Source organism: Prevotella disiens (assembly GCF_900454955.1).
In the GTDB taxonomy this organism is placed as follows: Bacteria; Bacteroidota; Bacteroidia; order Bacteroidales; family Bacteroidaceae; genus Prevotella; species Prevotella disiens.
Map to the genome: position 1 here is coordinate 945454 of NZ_UGTL01000001.1, position 20385 is coordinate 965838.

Below are 20385 nucleotides of genomic sequence, written 5' to 3' on the forward strand. Positions count from 1 at the left end.
TTTTCACTTATCTTAGTGTTGCAAAAAAACAAGAAAATCCGACGATAGACATGGCGAAGATACAAATTAAATCTGAGAAACTCACTCCTTTTGGGGGATTATTTTCAATCATGGAGCAATTTGACTCCACATTATCATCTGTAATCGACTCAACCCTCGGTCTAAGGTGTGGATCGTTTGGTTATCAGTACAGCGAAATCATCCGTTCTCTCATGAGTATCTACTTCTGTGGCGGTTCATGTACCCCAGGATGTCACTACTCATTTGATGAACCACCTCTCGCTTCATCCGACACTTCGCACTTGTAGCTCTGATACTATCCTCAGAGCGATAAAGGAGCTGACGCAAGAAAACATCTCATACACGTCAGATACGGGTAAGAACTACGATTTCAACACGGCTGACACTCTCAATACTTTACTGCTCAATTGTATGTTTGCATCTGGCCAACTGAAAGAGGACGAGATGTATGATGTTGATTTCGACCATCAGTTCATAGAGACAGAGAAGTATGATGCAAAGCCTACATACAAGAAGTTCCCTGGTTATCGCCCTGGCGTGGCGGTTATTGGCGACTTAATCGTTGGCATTGAGAATAGCGATGGCAACACAAATGTTCGTTTTCATCAGAAGGACACGCTGAAGAGGTTCTTTGAGAGATTTGAACAGAACGGCCTTACTATCAATCGTTTCAGAGCTGACTGTGGATCATGTTCCGAGGAAATCGTAGAAGAAGTAGAGGAACACTGCAAATCCTTCTATATCCGCGCAAACCGCTGCAGTTCGCTCTACAATGAAATCTTTGCTCTCAGAGGTTGGAAAACTGAGGAAATCAATGGCATTGAGTTCGAATTGAACTCTATCCTTATTGAAAAGTGGAAGGGTAAAGCATACCGACTTGTGATTCAAAGACAGAAACGGTTGGATGGTGTATTGGATCTCTGGGAAGGAGAATACACATACCGTTGTATCCTGACTAACGACTATGTATCTTCCGTAAGAGAGATTGTCGAGTTCTATAACCTTCGAGGGGGAAAGGAACGTATCTTCGATGATATGAACAATGGTTTCGGATGGGACCGATTGCCCAAATCCTTCATGGCAGAGAACACCGTGTTCCTTCTTCTTACAGCACTTATCCGTAACTTCTACAAGGCCATTATCCAAAGACTTGATGTAAAGAGGTTCGGACTCAATACAACAAGCCGCATAAAAGCGCTTGTCTTCAGGTTTGTCTCTGTACCAGCAAAGTGGATCAGGACATCAAGGCAGTATGTGCTGAATATCTATACTTGTAACAATGCTTACGCGGATGTGTTCCAGACAGATTTTGGATAACGCCTACAACTTATGGGTATGATACTGCGTATTGCCTCAAGTCGCATTGTGGGGTAAGGGGATGTTGTGGGCTGAAGTGGAGGATTTCAGTTCTAATTAGGGTCTGCTGAATTATTATCTCTTCACAGACAGAGGGTAGCAGACGTAGCCCCTCATAGTGACGATAATGATGAAAAACCACCAGATTTCGGTCAGGGCAAGACAAAGTTCCCTGAGGAACTTCATCACGTTTTTAACGAAGTAGCACATTCCTGTCCAGCATCGTGCTGTATCTGGAAGCTTGGCTCTTATGTCATTGGCTCGATAGATTCTCTTGCCAGTACCGAATGAGCATTCGATTTCATTGCGCTCCCCGATGGCTTTGGCCATTCTGGATTTCATCTCATCTGAAGGAGGATCCTTCGGTGGTCGCCCTAACGGTTTGCAGTATGAATGGATTTCAAAATCCTCAAGTATATCTCGGTTTGACCTGTTTAGGTAAATCTTATCCGCAAGGATGGTGGCCGGAAGATAGCCGAAGCGTTCTTTGAAAAGTTGAATCTGTAGCAAGAGATCCTGGCTCTCGTTGTAGGCATCCCAGCTGTGGTGGTCGATGAACGTATAGCCCTCGACTATGCTTGCACCTATCTTGGCCCCGAACTCAGTCCTTGCCTTAGCCTTTCCACGGACAATGGCACGGACGTGTGGCTGAAAGATGCTCAGTATGCGGTCTGCACAAGTATGAGTCTTTGACCTGTACATCTCCTCCTGCTGATGGTACATCGTGAGGATTGCAGTCAAGGTGCGTTTCTCATATAGGAATAGGCTCTCGTAGTACGTCTTGTTCTTTGCAAGCAAGTCCATTAAGATGCGGATGTCCTTGCGCAAGTAGTTGAGCATCACCCCGATAGTATCACGCACCATCTTGCCTTTCTTCTTGGCTTTCTTGACAAGCTGAAGGTATGCCTGACGTGCATGCTTGTAGTTCGTGCGTGGCTTGTGCAGCTCAAACATCTCGCACACCTTTATAATATAGTCGGTAACCTTGCGGCAACCATCATGTATTATATCAACGTCAACAGGATAACGCATCTCTGCATCGGCACAGGTAGCATCAATCTTCAGCACTCCCTTGTGCTCGCGACCTTTTGAGTCGGTGAAGGAAGCGGCATTCGGATCCTCTGGTTTCGGAGCCGGCGGGTCCTCATCATTCCTCTTCGCCTCTTCTTCTTCACGCTTGCGTTTCTCTTCAAGAAGACGCCTCTGCTTGTCGAGAAGCTTGACTGTCATCTTGTTGAGTTCTTCCTCTGAGATTCGCTTGCGTATCGTGACGAATAGGCTCGGGTCGAATATAGGCTTGTCGGTGAACTCATGCAATCCACAAAAGTACTGCATGTAGGGACTCTCTCTGATAATCTCGATGGTCTCGGCATCACTCAGGTTTAGTTTGTGCTTGATAATCATTGCGCCGAGAATCATGCGTGCCGGCTTGTTCCCTGCACCTTTCTTCTGATTGTCCAACCTTGAGTTGTATTCCTTCTCAAGTTCTGTCCATGGAAGAAGGTCACCGAGAGCCACCCATCGGTTTGTCTTGTCCAACTCATCAAGGGATGAGCGGAGCAAACCGAGGTCAAGTTGCTTGTATTTTGGAGCGTAAAACTTCATCTTGCTATGGATTTAACTATATAAAGGTACGATTTTCTAGTTAAACAAACAAAGAAATAAAGTTATATAAACTTAAATATCAGAGAGTTATAAATTATTCAGTAAACACTAATTATCTGCAAATTCAGTAATGAGAGGATGTGTACACGCAAGAAGGACGTTGAAAAGTTAAGTTGCGGATTTGAGGTTAAACTTAAATGAACTTGGTTATCTTCAATTCTACTTAATATATTTTTTCTTTCGTGAGTAACAATTGTGATAAAATAATACCCAGCTGTATCATAATTATACCCATGCCACCTTATGTATTTTCTGTGGAAAAATTCCATTGTTTTTACTTTGTAGGGGCGTGATTTATCACGTTCCTAATATTTATATTTGTTTTTGCTTATTCAAATATTTTGAGGAACGTGATAAATCACGCCCCTACAAGTTAGCACTTAAAGTAATCTATAGGGTCGTAAGTTGAGTCTAATTGAATTTTCTTCAATGTCCCCATTATGTTATAAAATAATACCCAGCTGTATCATAATTATATCCATGCCACCTTATGTATTTTCTGTGGAAAAATTCCATCGTTTTTACTTTGTAGGGGCGTGATTTATCACGTTCCTAACATTTATATTTGTTTTTGCTTATTCAAACGTTTTGAGGAACGTGATAAATCACGCCCCTACAAGTTAGCGCTTAAAGTAATCTATAGGGTCGTAAGTTGAGTCTAATTGAATTTTCTTCAATGTCTCCATTATGTTATCATTATTTGTGATACATTCATTATTCAATTTATCCTTGTTCCATCGTTCAGGATTTTTGAATATATAGTTACGAATGAAATTAAATTCTCTTTCGTCCCTTATAACCCTATCAAAGTAGTTCCTTTGCCAAAGTTTTATTTTTTTATTATCATTTTGCTTATGGTAGTGAAAAGAACTTAGTGCTTTCACTGTTCTTACTATTTCTGTAATGTTTTCTTCACCATAATTTTTGATGATAAAATGAACATGATTTGGCATCAAAACAAAATCTTCTATTTGAACATCGGTAAACCTTTCTTCAATTTGTTCCATGCATTTTTGTACAATTTTTCCTATTAAACTTAAATGAACTTGGTCATCTTCAATTCTACTTAATATGTTTTTTCTTTCGTGAGTAACAATTGTGATAAAATAATACCCAGCTGTATCATAATTATACCCATGCCACCTTATGTATTTTCTGTGGAAAAATTCCATCGTTTTTACTTTGTAGGGGCGTGATTTATCACGTTCCTAACATTTATATTTGTTTTTTCTTATTCAAACGTTTTGAGGAACGTGATAAATCACGCCCCTACAAGTTAGCGCTTAAAGTAATCTATGGGGTCGTAAGTTGAGTCTAATTGAATTTTCTTCAATGTCCCCATTATGTGATAAAATAATACTCAGCTGTATCATAATTATATCCATGCCACCTTATGTATTTTCTGTGGAAAAATTCCATTGTTTTTACTTTGTAGGGGCGTGATTTATCACGTTCCTAACATTTATATTTGTTTTTGCTTATTCAAACGTTTTTAGGAACGTGATAAATCACGCCCCTACAAGTTACTAAAAACCGTAGGGGTTCATTTCCTTATACTTATTATTGAGCTTTTGCTCTATGTTTTCTGGGGTTTCTTCTGCTTTTTCTTCGCCATTTTCGGTTGTTTCTGGCATCAATTCTTCGGCTCTTTCGGCATCTTCTTTGGCTTTTTTGTCTTCGCCTATTGCAGAATAAACCTCACTACGCTCCTTGAAAGCTGCGTAGGAGAACGGATTGGCATCAATGGCTTTGGTAAACCATGCTATGGATTCATTGTTTCGGGTGGCTGCACGTTCAATTCTTGCCTTTAATAACAATACATCTTCGTTATTATCAGTGTGTTCCACCAACCAATCTGCGTCTGTTGTTGCCTCTTCAAGTTGTTCCATGCGCAAGTGAGTTTCGCCACGAAGTAAGTAAGCATCGCCATATTTCTCGTTCAACGAAATTGCCTTTGTCGCCATTGCAATCGTATTTACATCATCGCCTTGACCTTTGCAAGCTTGTGCATATAGATAATGTGCCTCTGCGTTTTCCTTATCAAGAAGAATTGCTTTCTCACAAGCGGTTGCCATAACTCCATAATTCTCCATCATGAAGGCAATGTTAGCCATGCGAATATAGATTTGGATATTATCGGGTTGGGCTTCGCTGAGTATTTGTAGTTCGTCGTAAGCCTCTGAAAGCATGCTCTTTGCGATATACGAAACAGAAAGGTAATCGTGTATTTCTAAGTCTTCTTGAATTTCTAAAGCATGTTTGAAACATCTTATGGCATAATCTACCTCGCCTGTCTTCATGGCTCTTACGCCGTCATACTTTAAAACATCGAAGTCTTTTGCTTCATTTTGTACTTTTGTTTCTTCTTTGGCTTCGTCTTTTCCACCAAACAACTTTTGAAAGAAGTTCATACGCAATCGTATTTTATTTTTTTGAAAGGTTCTACATTCTTATTTTCTATCTGCAAACTTACGCATTTTTTTTCAGATAAGCTCGCAAACCACTAAAATAGTATTACAAAATGGATTCGAACCAATGGAGCAAATTTTGAATGAAACTATTTTGAAATCTAAAACAATAGGTTTTGTAACTCAAAATAGGCTGTTTTGGTGTTCAAAACAATGGGTATTGATTTTTCGTACCATGGGTTATAAATAAAAAGACGTTCTGACTTTGTGTTGATATGAGTTGTGTGCCAAATAAAAATTATCACGTTTCTAAAATGAAAATTGATTTTAGGAACGTGATAAACCTCAAATCCGCAACTTAACTTTTCAACGTCCTTCTTGCGTGTACACATCCTCTCATTACTGAATTTGCAGATAATTAGAACTGAAATCCCCCACTTCAGCCTACAACATCCCCTTACCCCACAATGCGACTTGAGGCAATACGCAGTATCATACCCATAAATTGTAGGCGTTATCCAAAATCTGTCTGGAACACATCCGCGTAAGCATTGTTACAAGTATAGATATTCAGCACATACTGCCTTGATGTCCTGATCCACTTTGCTGGTACAGAGACAAACCTGAAGACAAGCGCTTTTATGCGGCTTGTTGTATTGAGTCCGAACCTCTTTACATCAAGTCTTTGGATAATGGCCTTGTAGAAGTTACGGATAAGTGCTGTAAGAAGAAGGAACACGGTGTTCTCTGCCATGAAGGATTTGGGCAATCGGTCCCATCCGAAACCATTGTTCATATCATCGAAGATACGTTCCTTTCCCCCTCGAAGGTTATAGAACTCGACAATCTCTCTTACGGAAGATACATAGTCGTTAGTCAGGATACAACGGTATGTGTATTCTCCTTCCCAGAGATCCAATACACCATCCAACCGTTTCTGTCTTTGAATCACAAGTCGGTATGCTTTACCCTTCCACTTTTCAATAAGGATAGAGTTCAATTCGAACTCAATGCCATTGATTTCCTCAGTTTTCCAACCTCTGAGAGCAAAGATTTCATTGTAGAGCGAACTGCAGCGGTTTGCGCGGATATAGAAGGATTTGCAGTGTTCCTCTACTTCTTCTACGATTTCCTCGGAACATGATCCACAGTCAGCTCTGAAACGATTGATAGTAAGGCCGTTCTGTTCAAATCTCTCAAAGAACCTCTTCAGCGTGTCCTTCTGATGAAAACGAACATTTGTGTTGCCATCGCTATTCTCAATGCCAACGATTAAGTCGCCAATAACCGCCACGCCAGGGCGATAACCAGGGAACTTCTTGTATGTAGGCTTTGCATCATACTTCTCTGTCTCTATGAACTGATGGTCGAAATCAACATCATACATCTCGTCCTCTTTCAGTTGGCCAGATGCAAACATACAATTGAGCAGTAAAGTATTGAGAGTGTCAGCCGTGTTGAAATCGTAGTTCTTACCCGTATCTGACGTGTATGAGATGTTTTCTTGCGTCAGCTCCTTTATCGCTCTGAGGATAGTATCAGAGCTACAAGTTCGAAGTGTCGGATGAAGCGAGAGATGGCTCATCAAATGAGTAGTGACATCCTCAACACATGAGCCACCACAGAAGTAGATACTCATGAGTGAACGGATGATTTCGCTGTACTGATAACCGAATGATCTACACCTTAGACCGAGGGTCGAGTCGATTACAGATGACAATGTGGAGTCAAATTGCTCCATGATTGAAAATATTCCTCCAAAAGGAGTGAGTTTATCGGATTTAATATGTATTTTTGCCATGCCATATCAGAGTTTTGCTTGCTTGTTTTGCAACACTAAGATAAGTGAATTCTTTGACATGGCAAAATCCTGGGCAACTTTTTGTTGCTCAGGTACTTAAAAAGTTTAAGTTATAATAGTGTTGCGGAATTAAGGATAAATAATAGTTTTGCGGATTAATCAACCCACTTTGTTGCAGAATTTTTCTTACTTCCTATGCGGAATAAACTTGTCGTTGAGTTGCATTTCGCCCGAATATCCAATGGCACTCTTAAAGTTTGATTTTATATTAATGTAAGCCTTAGCATTATCATAAATATCCAATTGGATTTCAAAGTTCTCATTTTCATGTTGCGTGGTAATAGTTATTTGGGCGCCATTCTTTATTTTTGACCAACTATAGAAATTGATTGGAGCGATAAATTGCCAATCTATAATACCGTCAATAGGCGCACGATAAACCTTACCCATATATGGGAGCGATAAACCAATAGAGTCGCCACTTACTTCAACCACATAATCGCTTGTCAGTGTGCGTGTAGGGTAACCCATTGGGTGTATTTTATCAACAAAAATGCGATAGCGTTGGTCGTCTAAATGCCCATATACGGCAGCTTTTTTCAGTTGTTCCATTTTTTCTTTTGATACGATATTGCCTTCAGAATCGCGATAAATGGTGGCACAACTGCCTAAAAATAGCACTGATATAAGTAGAAATAATAACTTTTTCATATTTTCCTCCTTCTTTTAATATTCCCTTTATTGTTCTATTTGCTCAATCTTTGGTGCTGAAACCTTTTCGATAGTAGGGTTAGATGTCGCTTTTGACTCAGTCTTTGACACAGGGTCGGCAGCGGGAGCAGGCAGCGGAATGGCGGCATCTTTCTCTATATTTATGTCGTTGCTTTGCTTTTCAGCAACATTGGTCGATTTCTTCTTAGCTTCTTCGGCAGCCTTTTTAGCTTCTTCGGCTTGCTTTGCCTTTTCCTTATCGGTCAATAAATCCTCCCCTCGTGGCTTTTGGTTAGGCCAAAGATAATCACCGATAACATCTAACGTATCTAATGTAGCATTGCGCTGCTGTTCTTCTTGCACCTGTTCTTCGGTTACTTCATCGTTACCCGCAATGACGAGATTGTAAAGCAATCCCAATACAAACAAAACCACTACTCCGCAGAGTATTTTAAAGGTTAAAGAATTTGTAAATTTATGCTTTTTATTGTTTTTTGCCATTATCTTTTGTATATATTGGTGAAACTCTCGTTATTTTTTCTTATTATGCCACAAAGATAGGGATAAAAGCGGAAACAAAAAAGGGTAAAGTCCTAAAACTTTACCCTAAGTTCCTAATCTTTAATGCGAATAACTGCATTAGCAATGATGGCTGTTAAACCACCCATTGTGATGCCACTTGAAAAAATATTGTGTATCACATCGGGCATTTTACTTAATATATCAGGCACCAATTCTACGCTTAAACCCATTGCGAAACTAATGGCCATAACCAAAGTAGCCTTTCTATCTATCTTGGTTGCGGCAATAATGCGAATACCCGCAGCTGCTACTGTTCCGAACATCAACAAAGTTGCGCCACCTAAAACACAGTCAGGAATGAGTGAGAACAATTGTCCTACCACAGGGAATAAGCCCAATACCATCAAAGCAGCAGCAATAAAATAGCCCACATAGCGGCTTGCCACTCCTGTAAGTTGTATCATACCATTGTTTTGGGCAAATATTGAGTTTGGAAAACTATTGAAAACCGCAGCTAAGAAGGAGTTAAAACCATCGGCAAGAATACCTCCTTGCGCACGTTTCATGAACACTGGTCCCTCAACAGGCTCGCCTGAAATCAACGAATTGGCAGTAATATCTCCATAAGCCTCAACTGCCGTAACCAAATATATCAACCCTAATCCAATGATTGACCCCACATCGAAGCGCAAACCATACTTGAATGGAACGGGAATATTAATAGAATCCGTAGGATTGAGGCGAGAAAGGTCTATCATACCTAAGAAATAAGCAACCACACAACCCAAAATAAGTCCTAAAACAATAGATGCCATGCGTAAAAAATGGTTGCTTGAACGATTAAAAAAGACAATACTCACCAATACCAATAAGGCTAAACCAAGATTTTGCATAGAACCAAACGTGCCAGCGTCCATAGCTACTTGACCACCGCCGCACGAATTGATACCAGCTTTAATCAAACACAAACCAATAAGCGTTACAACGATGCCTGAAATCAATGGAGTTACGATTTTACGCATATAAGGTAAGACGCGACTGACAAACATTTCGACCACAGAAGCAACCATACATGCACCAAAAATATAGCTTAACCCCATTTCAACATTCATCTTTCCACCCACCATACCAAGCATTCCTGCTCCTATAATAGGGCTAATAAACGAGAAAGATGTACCTTGAATACAAAGCAGACCTGCTCCTACGATGCCGAAACGTTTGCATTGAATGAACGTAGCAATACCCGATACGAACAAAGACATAGAAACAAGGAAACCCGTAGTTTCTAAATCGAACTGCAAAGCAGAGCTGATGATGAGTGGAGGCGTAATAATTGCAACAAAAATGGCTAATAAATGTTGCAATGCAGCAAAGATAGTTTCACGCAAAGGAGGGCGGTCGTTAAGCCCATAGATGAGTTCTTTTGGTGTTTCCATAAGTATTTTATTGTCTAATCTTTATTTCACAATTGTCTAATGAATCTATAATGGCCAAACTTTCGCAACGTATTCCCGCTGCTTCAATGGCTTCACGACCATTTTGGAATGCTTTTTCAATGATAAAACCCATACCAACAAGTTCTGCTCCAGCTTGTTTACACAAATCCATGATACCCTTTGCAGCATTGCCGTAAGCCAAAAAGTCGTCTACAAACAATACTTTGTCCTCTGGAGTCAGATATTCTTTGGAAATGCAAACATGGTATTCACGTTGCTTTGTAAATGAAAATACAGTTGATGAAAGCATATCTGCCATGGTAGAAGGTTTCTTTTTCTTTGCAAAAACCACAGGCAAATCGAGTAAAAAGCCCATCATTATGGCTGGTGCAATACCGCTTGCCTCAACTGTAATAATCTTATTAATTTCGGTAGAAGCATAGCGACGAATTAATTCCACGGCAATTTGTTTCATCAAATTAGGGTCAAGCTGATGATTAATAAACTTGTCTACTTTCAAGATGCCTCCTTCATAGCATTTTCCGTCCTTTAAAATACGGTCTATTAATGTTTTCATTGTATGGTCTTTTAAACGTTTAACTCTATTTTGATATTCAGTTAATACCGTCAAATCGGTTAGATTGCCAAATTTTCAGTATAAAATGCAAAAGTAATACATTATAAAAAACTATGCGCTATTCTTTCCATTTATTTTTCTTCTGACCTTTATTCTTTCTGTTTATTGTAAGAAAAAATGTACAAAAACGTAGATTTAGCATAAAATTATGTAATTTTGCACCTTGGTTGGCATCATTTTAACCCTGCCACCACATATTATATATTATGTACAAACCAATTTTTAACATGCGCAGTGTGCTGAAGTTTACGCACTTCACTAATCACGGCTATTCGCTCTTTGCTGTTTTAGGCAAAGAAGTGATTATTGGTGTACTGAGTGTCGCAACTTTGCAACATGCAACGGCAAGCAATCAAAGCAACGAAGCCTTGCAAGCAAAGAGCGATTCGGTAACTACCAACAAGCAAGTGATGCTCGATGAGGTGAGCGTAATGGGTACGCGAGCGCCGCTGACACAAAGTCAGCAAGCGAGAATGGTAACTGTACTGAGCCGAGAAGAGATTCAAGCGGCTCCGGTACAAAGTGTAAACGACCTTTTAAAGTATGCCGCTGGTGTTGATGTGCGACAGAAAGGAGCATTAGGAGCACTGACCGATGTGAGCATTCGAGGAGGAAACTCTGAGCAAATCACTGTTCTGCTCAATGGTATCAACATTGGTGATGCGCAAACAGGTCATAACACTTTCGATTTCCCTGTTGATAAAAGTGAAATCGATCGCATTGAAATTCTCGAAGGTCCTGCTGGACGAGTTTATGGTACTTCTTCTTTGTTAGGTGCGATAAACATTGTAACTAAAACTCCCCCTCATTCTTCTCTCTCAGCCCATACTGAAGGCGGTTCGTATGGCTATTTTTCTATCGGAGCAAGGGGAAATGTAACCTCAAAAGATGGGCATTGGAACAATCAACTTTCTTCTTCTTTTACACGCAGCGACGGTTTTTCTCGTGCGAAGAATGGTGGATTGAATGCCGATTACAACACAGTGAAAGGTTTTTATCAAGGAAATTACAACGACAATAATATGCTTGTACGCTGGCATGCAGGTTTGAGTTCTAAGAACTTTGGTTCCAATACTTTCTATTCTTCTAAGTTTGACGACCAATTTGAGCATACTTTTAAAACTTTTACCGCCATACAAGCCGAGAACAAGCAAGGTAAATTCCATATTCGTCCCTCTATTTATTGGAACAGAAGCATGGATAGGTTTGAACTTTTCCGTAATGCTCCTGAAAAATATGCGTTCAATTATCATCGCACAGATGTGTATGGTGTAAATTTGAATGCTTACTTTGATTGGACATTAGGGCGTACTGCTTTTGGTGCAGAGTTGCGTAATGAAGATTTAGTCAGTACCAACTTGGGCGAAAAACTCGAACGTTCGCACCCTATTCATGGTACAGACAAAAATTATACGCATGGTATAAATCGCACAAACTTGCAATTTGTATTGGAACATAATCTTATTTTCAATCGTTTTACACTCTCTGCGGGAATTATAGCAGTGAAAAATAGCCAAGCCGATATGGCAATGCGCGTTTACCCAAGCATTGATGCAAGCTACAGAATAGGCGATGCGTGGAAGGTTTATGCGTCTTACCATTCATCGTTGCGTATGCCTTCGTTCACTGAACTGTTCTATTCCGTAGGTGGACACAAAGCCGACAAACACTTAAAACCTGAAGAATTATCGGCTTTGGAGGGTGGTATAAAGTATCATCAACACGGTATTAGTGGAAAGGCAAGTATCTTCTATAATCACCAAAAGAACTTAATCGATTGGATTTCAGATGGTACGTTAGATGAAAATAAGGCAACACTTTGGAAAAGTGTAAACTTTGGGCATATCAATACCCTCGGTTTAGAAGCATCGTTGGCATTCAATTTCCGCCAAATGTTCCCTTCGATGCGCACTTTGAAGACCCTTAGCATGGCTTATTGTTATCTGAATCAGCATGAAAACGAACACGAAGGCATTGTAAGTAAGTATGTTTTAGAGTATTTGAAGCATAAATTTGTAGCCGATTTACAGCTCAACCTTTATAAAAAACTTGATTTAGGGTTGAATTATCGATTGCTCCACCGCATGGGAAACTATCTTGATGTGGCTAATGTTAAGCATAAATATGCCACTTACGGCATACTTGACAGCCGATTATCATGGAATGAAGCCAAATGGTCTGCTTATGTTTCAGCCAACAACCTCCTCAACCGCAACTATGTAGACTACGGAAACGTTCCACAGCCAGGCATTTGGGTTATTGCTGGGGTTAGTATTCAACTATAAAGTTTAATCCTAATAGTCGCAAAATGATTAAGATTAAAAATAGAGAAATACTCCAAATAATTTAAAACCCATTGTTTTGAACTTAAAAAGAGCCTATTTTGTGCATCAAAATAGGCTCTTTCGTTTTTGTATTACCTCTATTATCATCTTTACTTTGTGCATGTAGACGATGCTATATCGTCATGTTTCGTTTCTAAAATCATCTATTGGCTGGTTCTATAAATTACCACCGCATATTATCATTAAATTTTATGAAATACGTTTTGTTATCTTTTGTCTTCTTTTGGCTTCAAAATGTAAGTTCGTTCAGTCGTGTAGCTCGCTACACTCCTTCACTCTCTTGCATTTTGACCTCAAAAATAAGTTCAAAATCTAACAAAGCTAATTTATAGAACCAGCCCTATTGGCAAACTGAAATCAATAGCTTTCCAGTCTTAATAACGCTATCTTTTGAACACATCTCTAATAGTTTCTTTTAGTTTCAATATTGGAAACTATCAGTTTCTCATATGAAAACTCATAGTTTCTCCTATTGAAACTCTCAGTTTTCTATGGGGAAACTATTTTAAAAGTATATACCTTTCCTCTCAATTCATAAATAATGTATCTGTGAAAGCGCATACAAAACGAGTGAAACCCTTATGGATTCCACTCTAATAGGTCTACAAATTCATCGTATTCTACCTTTAAATAGGTTGCAAAAACCTTTGAAACTTGCTATAATAGCAACTTATTGATATTCAGAAACTATTCATTTTTTCAATATCTACCCCTTTTCTATCTCCCTCAACACAAAGACGGCATCGCCAACCGATTTGATTTGACTGATAACCATGGAGCGTTTTCCGTTTTTCTCCTTTAGATTGCAGCGGCGAGTTTGCTTGGTGAGGTAGGCAATGACCTTTCCGAAGGCTTGACTCTTATAATATGCACTGTCGGCATTCGATATAAATTGCATTTGGAGCGTGCCTTGTTTTAAGATTAGTTTCTCGCAGCCGAGTCGTTTGCCTATTCTTCGGAGGGCAACTACTTGCATCAGTTCAACGCCTTGACGGGGTACGGGACCGAAACGGTCTTCTAATCTTTGGCGATAAGCATCGAGGTCGGCATCGTTTTCTATGTTGTCGAGTTCACGATAGAGCAACATACGTTCCGAACTTCCTGGTACATAACTGTCGGGGAAATACATCTCAAGGTCGCTTTCCACCGCACAATCGTCAATGAAATCGTCGCCTGTAAACTCTTTTCCTTCTGCCATTTCCTCGTTGTATAGTTCTTGGAACTCATCATTTTTTAGTTCTGTAACTGCCTGATTAAGGATTTTCTGATAAGTTTCGTAGCCTAAATCTTCCATAAATCCGCTTTGTTCCGACCCTAACAGATTGCCTGCTCCACGAATATCGAGGTCTTGCATTGCCAAATTAAAGCCGCTTCCGAGGTCGGAGAAAGTTTCTAAAGCCTCCAAACGGCGGCGTGCATCGGGATTGAGTGCTGCCAAAGGTGGGGCGAGAAGGTAGCAAAATGCTTTTTTATTGGAACGTCCCACACGTCCACGCATTTGGTGGAGGTCGGAAAGTCCGAACTTGTGGGCATCGTTGATTATGATAGTATTCGCATTTGAAATATCAATGCCGTTTTCGACAATCGTTGTCGAAAGCAAAACATCGTAGTCATGGTTCATGAAACCAATGATGATTTCCTCCAATTCTTCAGGTTTCATCTGTCCGTGTCCTATTGCCACACGACAATCGGGTACATATTTCTTGATAAGGCTCGCCAGTTCGGGCAAATTGGCTATGCGGTCGTTCACAAAAAATGCTTGTCCGTTGCGGCTCATCTCAAAGTTGATGGCGTCAGCGATTGTTTCTGCCGAGAAAGTTGATATTTCTGTTTGGATAGGATAACGGTTGGGTGGTGGTGTGCGCATAATACTCATATCCCTTGCACCCATTAAAGAAAACTGAAGCGTGCGTGGAATTGGCGTTGCCGACATGGTGAGCGTGTCTACATTGCTTTTCAATTGGCGGAGTTTCTCCTTGGTTGATACGCCAAACTTTTGCTCTTCGTCGATAATGAGTAAGCCAATATCTTTCCATTTCACACTCTTGCTAATCAATTTGTGCGTTCCTACGAGAATATCAATCTTACCTTCCGATAAATCTGTTATGACCTGCTTGGTTTGTTTAGCCGTTCTTGCTCGTGAAAGGTAGTCCACCGTAACGGGCATATTCTTCAATCGCTTCTTGAAAGTTTGGTAATGTTGGAACGCAAGCACCGTAGTTGGCACAAGCACCGCCACTTGTTTTCCGTCCGTGGCAGCCTTAAACGCCGCTCGTACAGCCACTTCGGTTTTGCCAAAGCCCACATCTCCGCACACCAATCTATCCATTGGGCGCGCACTTTCCATATCTTGTTTCAATTCTTGCGTGGCTTTCAATTGGTCGGGTGTATCCTCGTAAAGGAACGAAGCCTCTAACTCGTGCTGCAAATAGGAGTCGGGCGAGAAAGCAAACCCCTTTTCGTGGCGGCGTTTGGCATAGAGTTTTATCAAGTCGCGAGCAATGTCCTTGATGCGTTTCTTGGCTTTTTCTTTCAATCTGTCCCATGCTCCCGAACCGAGAACAGACAAGCGTGGAGCAGCATCGCCACTATCGGCACGGCGATATTTGCTGATTTTATAGAGCGAATGAATGGAAACGTCCACAATATCGTTGTGCTGATAAACCAAACGTATCATTTCTTGGTAGGATTCGCCTGCTGGAACACGCACCAAACCTGCAAACTTACCGATTCCAAAGTCTACATGGACAAGGAAATCGCCTGGTTCCATTTCTTGCAACTCCTTCATTGTAAGTGCCATTTTGCCTTGTCGAGCTTTGTCAGACTTTAAACTATATTTGTGGAAACGGTCGAATATTTGGTGGTCGGTAAAGAAACAAACCTTTAAATCATTGTCAATAAAACCCTCGTGAATGGTTCTGTTCACTGGAATAAACGGAAGATTGTCGGCTACGGAGGTGGTTTCGGCTTCGCTATCTGCCCCCATTGAGTCGAAAATATCACGCAAACGAGCCGTTTGTTTCTCGCTATCGGCAAGGATATAGAGCTTATAACCCTGTAAAAGATAATCCTTTAAGGACTGCGTTAGCAATTCAAAATTCTTGTGAAACAAAGGTTGAGGCGAAACATTAAAGCGGATTATTGCCTTTGTTTCCTCGTCTTTTGTGCGATTTATTCCAAACTCTATGCGCTTAAAATTGAGAGCATCGTCGGTAAATTGATGCGCCGTTATCAACTGAAGATTGGCTTGCAATTGTTTTCTCAATTCGTTTTGCTCGGCTTCGGTCTTTCCTTCAAGTTGTTCGGTCAAGGCTTGTGCCGTAAATCCCTCGTTGTAAATGCGCTCTATGGTATCGTGAATATACAATAAATCCTTCATGACAAGGACGGTATCTTGCGGAAGAAATTGTAAGAAAGGTATTTTTTCTTCCGACAATGTAGCCAGTTCTGGCACAATTTCTACCTTGTCTTTCTTATCCTTTGATAGCTGCGTTTCCACTTCAAAGGTGCGAATGGTGTCCACATCGTTACCGAAAAAGTCGATACGATAGGGCAATTCGCTCGAAAAAGAATAAACATCGAGAATGCTACCACGTATGGCAAACTGCCCAGGTTCATAAACATAGTCGGTTTGTTGGAAACCATACGAGCGCAAAGTCTTCTCTGTTTCGGTTAAATCCATGGTCTGTCCAAGACTAACCGACAATGTTCGCTCGTCTAATTTATGTTTTGCCACCACCAATTCAGCCAACGCCGAAGGCTCGGTAACGATGTAAAGTGGTAGTTTTGCTTTTACTTTTTCCTCGCCAATGACCGATAAACGCGACAGAACCTCTGTTCTTAGAATTTCGTTTCCAGCATCACGCTGCCCATATTTCACAGCCCTACGATAGGAAGAAGGAAAGAAAAGCACTTCCGCAACCTTACCTTCGCCCCCTTCGGGCATAGCTATGGTTTTCAAATCATTGTAGAAATAACTAGCCTCGTCGTTGTCGTTCAACACGAAAAGCATTGTTTTTTGCCACCGCTTTGCTATCGAAGCAAAGAACATCGGTGTGGCAGAAGCCAATAAACCCTGAAGAAAAACCGTTCGTACCGACTTTTCTTCTATTGTTTTCATCAAAGCACCGCCCTGTGGCAAGACGGCATATAGTTCGTTTATATCTTGTATATTCATCGCACGTTTGCGTTCTTGGAGGGCAAAGGTACGTTTTTTAATTGAAAAATGAGAACAGCCGAAAATAAAACCTACTGCTTTAAACCGCAAAATAATAAACGTTGAGCCAACCAACAAGTGCAAAATTAAGATATGTTTTTAAAGAACTCACATTTAGAGGTCGAAAAAAATATTTTTCCCTTAATCTTTCATTCAATTTTTCTATTTCGAGAAAAAGGCTATCGGCTATTTATCTATCTACAAGTTAGCTTTTTCTTTCTCTTCGTCTTAATTTTCCGCATGATTTGACGTTGGGTTATCATTTTCTATAAGCATTTCTTTTTGCTTATTTTCATCTTCTTTTGTTACATAACGTTTCCAATAGGCAATGATGAGAGTGGTCAATGGTAATGCTATGATAAGTCCAATAAAGCCTAAAAGTGCTCCCCAAACGGATAGCGATAGTAAAAGTATGGCTGGGTTTAGGTTCATTGTTTTTCCCATGATGCGTGGCGTTACGACCAAATCGCACAATAATTGAATGATAGCGAAGACTAAAATTGCTGTACCAAATACTACCCAAAAGTTTTGTCCTTTGTCTGCGGCTTCAAGTAAAGATAAAAATGCCATTGGGATAAGTGCTAAGGAGTGGAGATAGGGTATAAGTGTCAAGATACCAATGAGGATTCCCATGCCTATAGCCATAGGAAAACCAATGATAGTGAAGCCTATGCAAAATAAAATTCCCATTGTTAATGCCACTAATCCTTGCCCACGAATGTATTTATTCATTTCTGTTTCAACATCTTGCATTAAATCTTTCCAAAACGAACGATGTTTCTTTGGGAAGATTCGTACGAAGTTTTTAACTAAGTAATCGTAGTCTAATAAAATGAAAAACAGATATAATAGGGTAATTAATGAGGCTACAATGCTAAGCACAATGCTAGCTGTTTGCCCTACAACGGTAAACAATTTTGGTATGGCATTTTTGATAGTTTCAGTGAAATCTTTACTTTTGAAATATTCATTTATTTGTGGTAAATATTCTTGAATCCAATCTTTTATCCATGCCGTAAGATTATTACTTGGCGTGTTTTGTTGTACATATCTATTTGCGACCGCTCCCAATTTTTCAAATTGGTCAACCATTGGCGGAATAATGGTGTACATCACCCCTGTAATAATCGCTACAACGAGCAGCATTGTGATGATGACTGCCAAAGCTCTCACTTTGACTTTCATTTTGTGTTGTACAAAATTCACCACAGGATTGAGTAAATAAGCTAAAAGCCAAGCGATGAAAAAAGGTAAGAGTACATGGCTAAGATAGTTCACAATGTATAAAATTGAAAAAACCAAAGCAGCTATAAGTACCCAACGAATGAATTTGTCGAACGTTATTTTTTCATCTAACATAGTCTTGAGTTTTTAGTTTATTTTAGGAAGACATTATCAAAGTTTTTCTTTTTCTTTTTTATTATCTTCTGTTTCCATTGCTTTTTTGTAGCATTCACGACACAAGGGTTCGTATTCTAATTGCTCGCCCAACATTACTCTGTGGTTATTGTCCACCAATCTGTGGCTTACATAGGCCAATGCTCCGCATTTTACGCAAATAGCATGCACTTTTGTAACTTGGTCGGCAATGGCACAAAGGGCGGGAATAGGTCCAAAAGGAACGCCTTTAAAATCCATATCGAGTCCCGCAACAATTACTCTTACACCATTGTTTGCCAATTGATTACAAATATCAATAAGCCCTTCGTCAAGGAATTGCGCTTCGTCAATACCTACAACGTCAATATCAGAAGCCAATAATAAAATGTTTCCCGATGAGTTAATGGGCGTACTATGAATGGCATTTTTATCATGGCTAACGACGTCTTCTTCGGAATAGCGTGTATCAATTGCGGGTTTGAATATTTCAACTTTTTGTTTTGCAAATTTTGCACGCTTCATTCGGCGTATAAGTTCTTCTGTTTTGCCAGAGAACATACTACCGCAAATCACTTCGATGCGTCCTTGTCGACGTCTTTCACCGTTTATATTGTCCATTGTTGCCATAATATTTGCAAATATAAGTAATTATTTTGATACAACAAAGTGGTTTTTCAATTTTCCTATTAAACGAATGTTTCCAAAAATTTTATATTGCCCTCTATTTTTACCGTCTGGGTTGTGGCAGGCAAAAGTACTGTTTCCCCAGCATTTAACGTTGTTTGGTTGCCTTCCCCGCTATTCATTATTGCCGCTCCTTCCAATGCCATTAAGACCACAAAGGAGTCTAATTCCGAATAATCGAGTACCATTGGTTCGTCAAGTTCATAAACGGAAGTGGTAAAATAAGCGCAATTGGCTATTTCAACACCTTCGTTTTTCTTGGGAATATAGTGGGTTTTGTAATCCTTCTCCACATGATAGTCAATACATTCTGCTGCTTTTTCCGTATGCAGTTGGCGATATTTTCCGTCTTTATCCTTTCGTTTAAAGTCGTAAATGCGATAAGTAACATCGCTGGTTTCTTGTATTTCAGCCAAAAAAGTACCTGCCCCAATGGAATGAATTCGTCCACCTGGTAAGAAAAAGACATCGCCTTCTTTCACATTATATTGGCATAATGCGTCTATAATCGTGTCATTTTCAACCTTTTTTTTGTACTCTTCAGGTGTAATTTCTTGCTTCAATCCACAAAGTAACGATGCATTTTCATCGCTCTTCATGATATACCACATCTCGGTTTTACCTCTGCTCAAGCCCTTTTCCTGTGCTTGTTCGTCAGTAGGGTGTACCTGAATGGAAAGTTGTTGGCGCGCATCAATGAATTTTATCAGCAAAGGAAACTCATTTCCAAAGCGTTCGTAGTTATCCTTTCCCACTAAATTGGCTTTTAATAATTCTACCAACTCATTGATTTTCATGCCTTTATATTGCCCATTGGAAACGATGCTTTCGTGGTCTTTCACACCAGAAATTTCCCAACTCTCGCCCACTTGTTCCATTTTGGTATCAAGTTGCTTGAAAGGTATTATTTTATTGCCCCCCCAAAGTACTTGTTTTAAAATAGGGCGAAATTTTATTATCTCCATTTATATTTTAAGGTTAGATACTGCAAAGATACAACACACTGCATGTTGAACCAAACTTTTTAGTTATTTTTCGTACTTTAAATGACAGAAAATATGCTTTTAAAACGCAAAACAATAGATTTTGATTTGTGGGAAGTTTAGCCTTTTCTGTAAAAAACTTTCTTATACCATGATGTGAAGTAGGTGTTTTAGCCAAAATAGCTTAAATAAACGCTGTTAATCAATGCGTTTCAAATCA

Annotated in this window: 13 protein-coding genes and 1 pseudogene; 2 read left to right on the forward strand and 12 right to left on the reverse strand. The window is 39.8% G+C overall.

Annotation, left to right across the window (positions count from 1 at the left end; genetic code table 11):
- Positions 1-50: 50 nt before the first annotated feature.
- Positions 51-1338 (forward strand): annotated as a pseudogene (locus DYI03_RS04195) (IS1380 family transposase).
- Between the two features lie 114 nt (positions 1339-1452).
- On the opposite strand, the gene DYI03_RS04200 reads toward DYI03_RS04195, so the two are convergent.
- The 8 genes from DYI03_RS04200 to xpt form a co-directional block, all read right to left on the reverse strand.
- A complete protein-coding gene (locus DYI03_RS04200; RefSeq protein WP_115367858.1) occupies positions 1453-2982 on the reverse strand; it encodes an IS5 family transposase in 1530 nt (509 codons plus the stop codon).
- A 680-nt stretch (positions 2983-3662) separates the two neighbouring features.
- The gene (locus tag DYI03_RS04205) at positions 3663-4214 is read right to left on the reverse strand and encodes a transposase (RefSeq protein ID WP_115367900.1); all 552 of its coding nucleotides are present in this window, start codon (positions 4212-4214) and stop codon (positions 3663-3665) included.
- Positions 4215-4568: 354 nt separating this feature from the next.
- Positions 4569-5453 carry a tetratricopeptide repeat protein gene (locus DYI03_RS04210; RefSeq protein ID WP_021668084.1) on the reverse strand — a complete coding sequence of 295 codons (885 nt, stop codon included), beginning with the start codon at positions 5451-5453 and terminating at the stop codon, positions 4569-4571.
- 511 nt (positions 5454-5964) lie between these two features.
- Positions 5965-7251: an IS1380 family transposase gene (locus tag DYI03_RS04220; protein WP_115367856.1), complete on the reverse strand. Its 1287-nt coding sequence runs from the start codon at positions 7249-7251 to the stop codon at positions 5965-5967.
- Positions 7252-7437: 186 nt separating this feature from the next.
- Positions 7438-7962, reverse strand: coding sequence for a DUF4251 domain-containing protein (locus DYI03_RS04225; RefSeq protein ID WP_004357088.1), 525 nt, complete (start codon positions 7960-7962; stop codon positions 7438-7440).
- A 27-nt stretch (positions 7963-7989) separates the two neighbouring features.
- Positions 7990-8463: a hypothetical protein gene (locus DYI03_RS04230; protein ID WP_021669479.1), complete on the reverse strand. Its 474-nt coding sequence runs from the start codon at positions 8461-8463 to the stop codon at positions 7990-7992.
- Between the two features lie 113 nt (positions 8464-8576).
- Positions 8577-9920, reverse strand: coding sequence for a nucleobase:cation symporter-2 family protein (locus tag DYI03_RS04235; RefSeq protein WP_021669478.1), 1344 nt, complete (start codon positions 9918-9920; stop codon positions 8577-8579).
- Positions 9921-9927: 7 nt separating this feature from the next.
- Entirely contained in the window at positions 9928-10497 is a 570-nt protein-coding gene (gene xpt, locus DYI03_RS04240) for a xanthine phosphoribosyltransferase (protein ID WP_004357097.1), read from the reverse strand.
- A 266-nt stretch (positions 10498-10763) separates the two neighbouring features.
- Between xpt and DYI03_RS04245 the strand changes: the two genes are divergently transcribed.
- A complete protein-coding gene (locus DYI03_RS04245; protein WP_021669477.1) occupies positions 10764-12842 on the forward strand; it encodes a TonB-dependent receptor plug domain-containing protein in 2079 nt (692 codons plus the stop codon).
- A gap of 766 nt (positions 12843-13608) precedes the next feature.
- Here the strand turns inward: DYI03_RS04245 and mfd are convergent.
- From mfd to DYI03_RS04265, 4 genes are all read right to left on the reverse strand, one after another.
- On the reverse strand, positions 13609-17079 hold the full coding sequence (gene mfd / locus DYI03_RS04250; protein ID WP_036869906.1) for a transcription-repair coupling factor: 3471 nt from the start codon (positions 17077-17079) through the stop codon (positions 13609-13611).
- 267 nt (positions 17080-17346) lie between these two features.
- Positions 17347-18477: an AI-2E family transporter gene (locus tag DYI03_RS04255; RefSeq protein ID WP_004357100.1), complete on the reverse strand. Its 1131-nt coding sequence runs from the start codon at positions 18475-18477 to the stop codon at positions 17347-17349.
- Between the two features lie 36 nt (positions 18478-18513).
- On the reverse strand, positions 18514-19125 hold the full coding sequence (locus tag DYI03_RS04260) for a thymidine kinase (RefSeq protein ID WP_021668735.1): 612 nt from the start codon (positions 19123-19125) through the stop codon (positions 18514-18516).
- 59 nt (positions 19126-19184) lie between these two features.
- Positions 19185-20147, reverse strand: a complete 963-nt coding sequence (locus DYI03_RS04265) for a type I phosphomannose isomerase catalytic subunit (protein WP_021668734.1) — start codon at positions 20145-20147, stop codon at positions 19185-19187.
- Positions 20148-20385 lie beyond the last annotated feature (238 nt).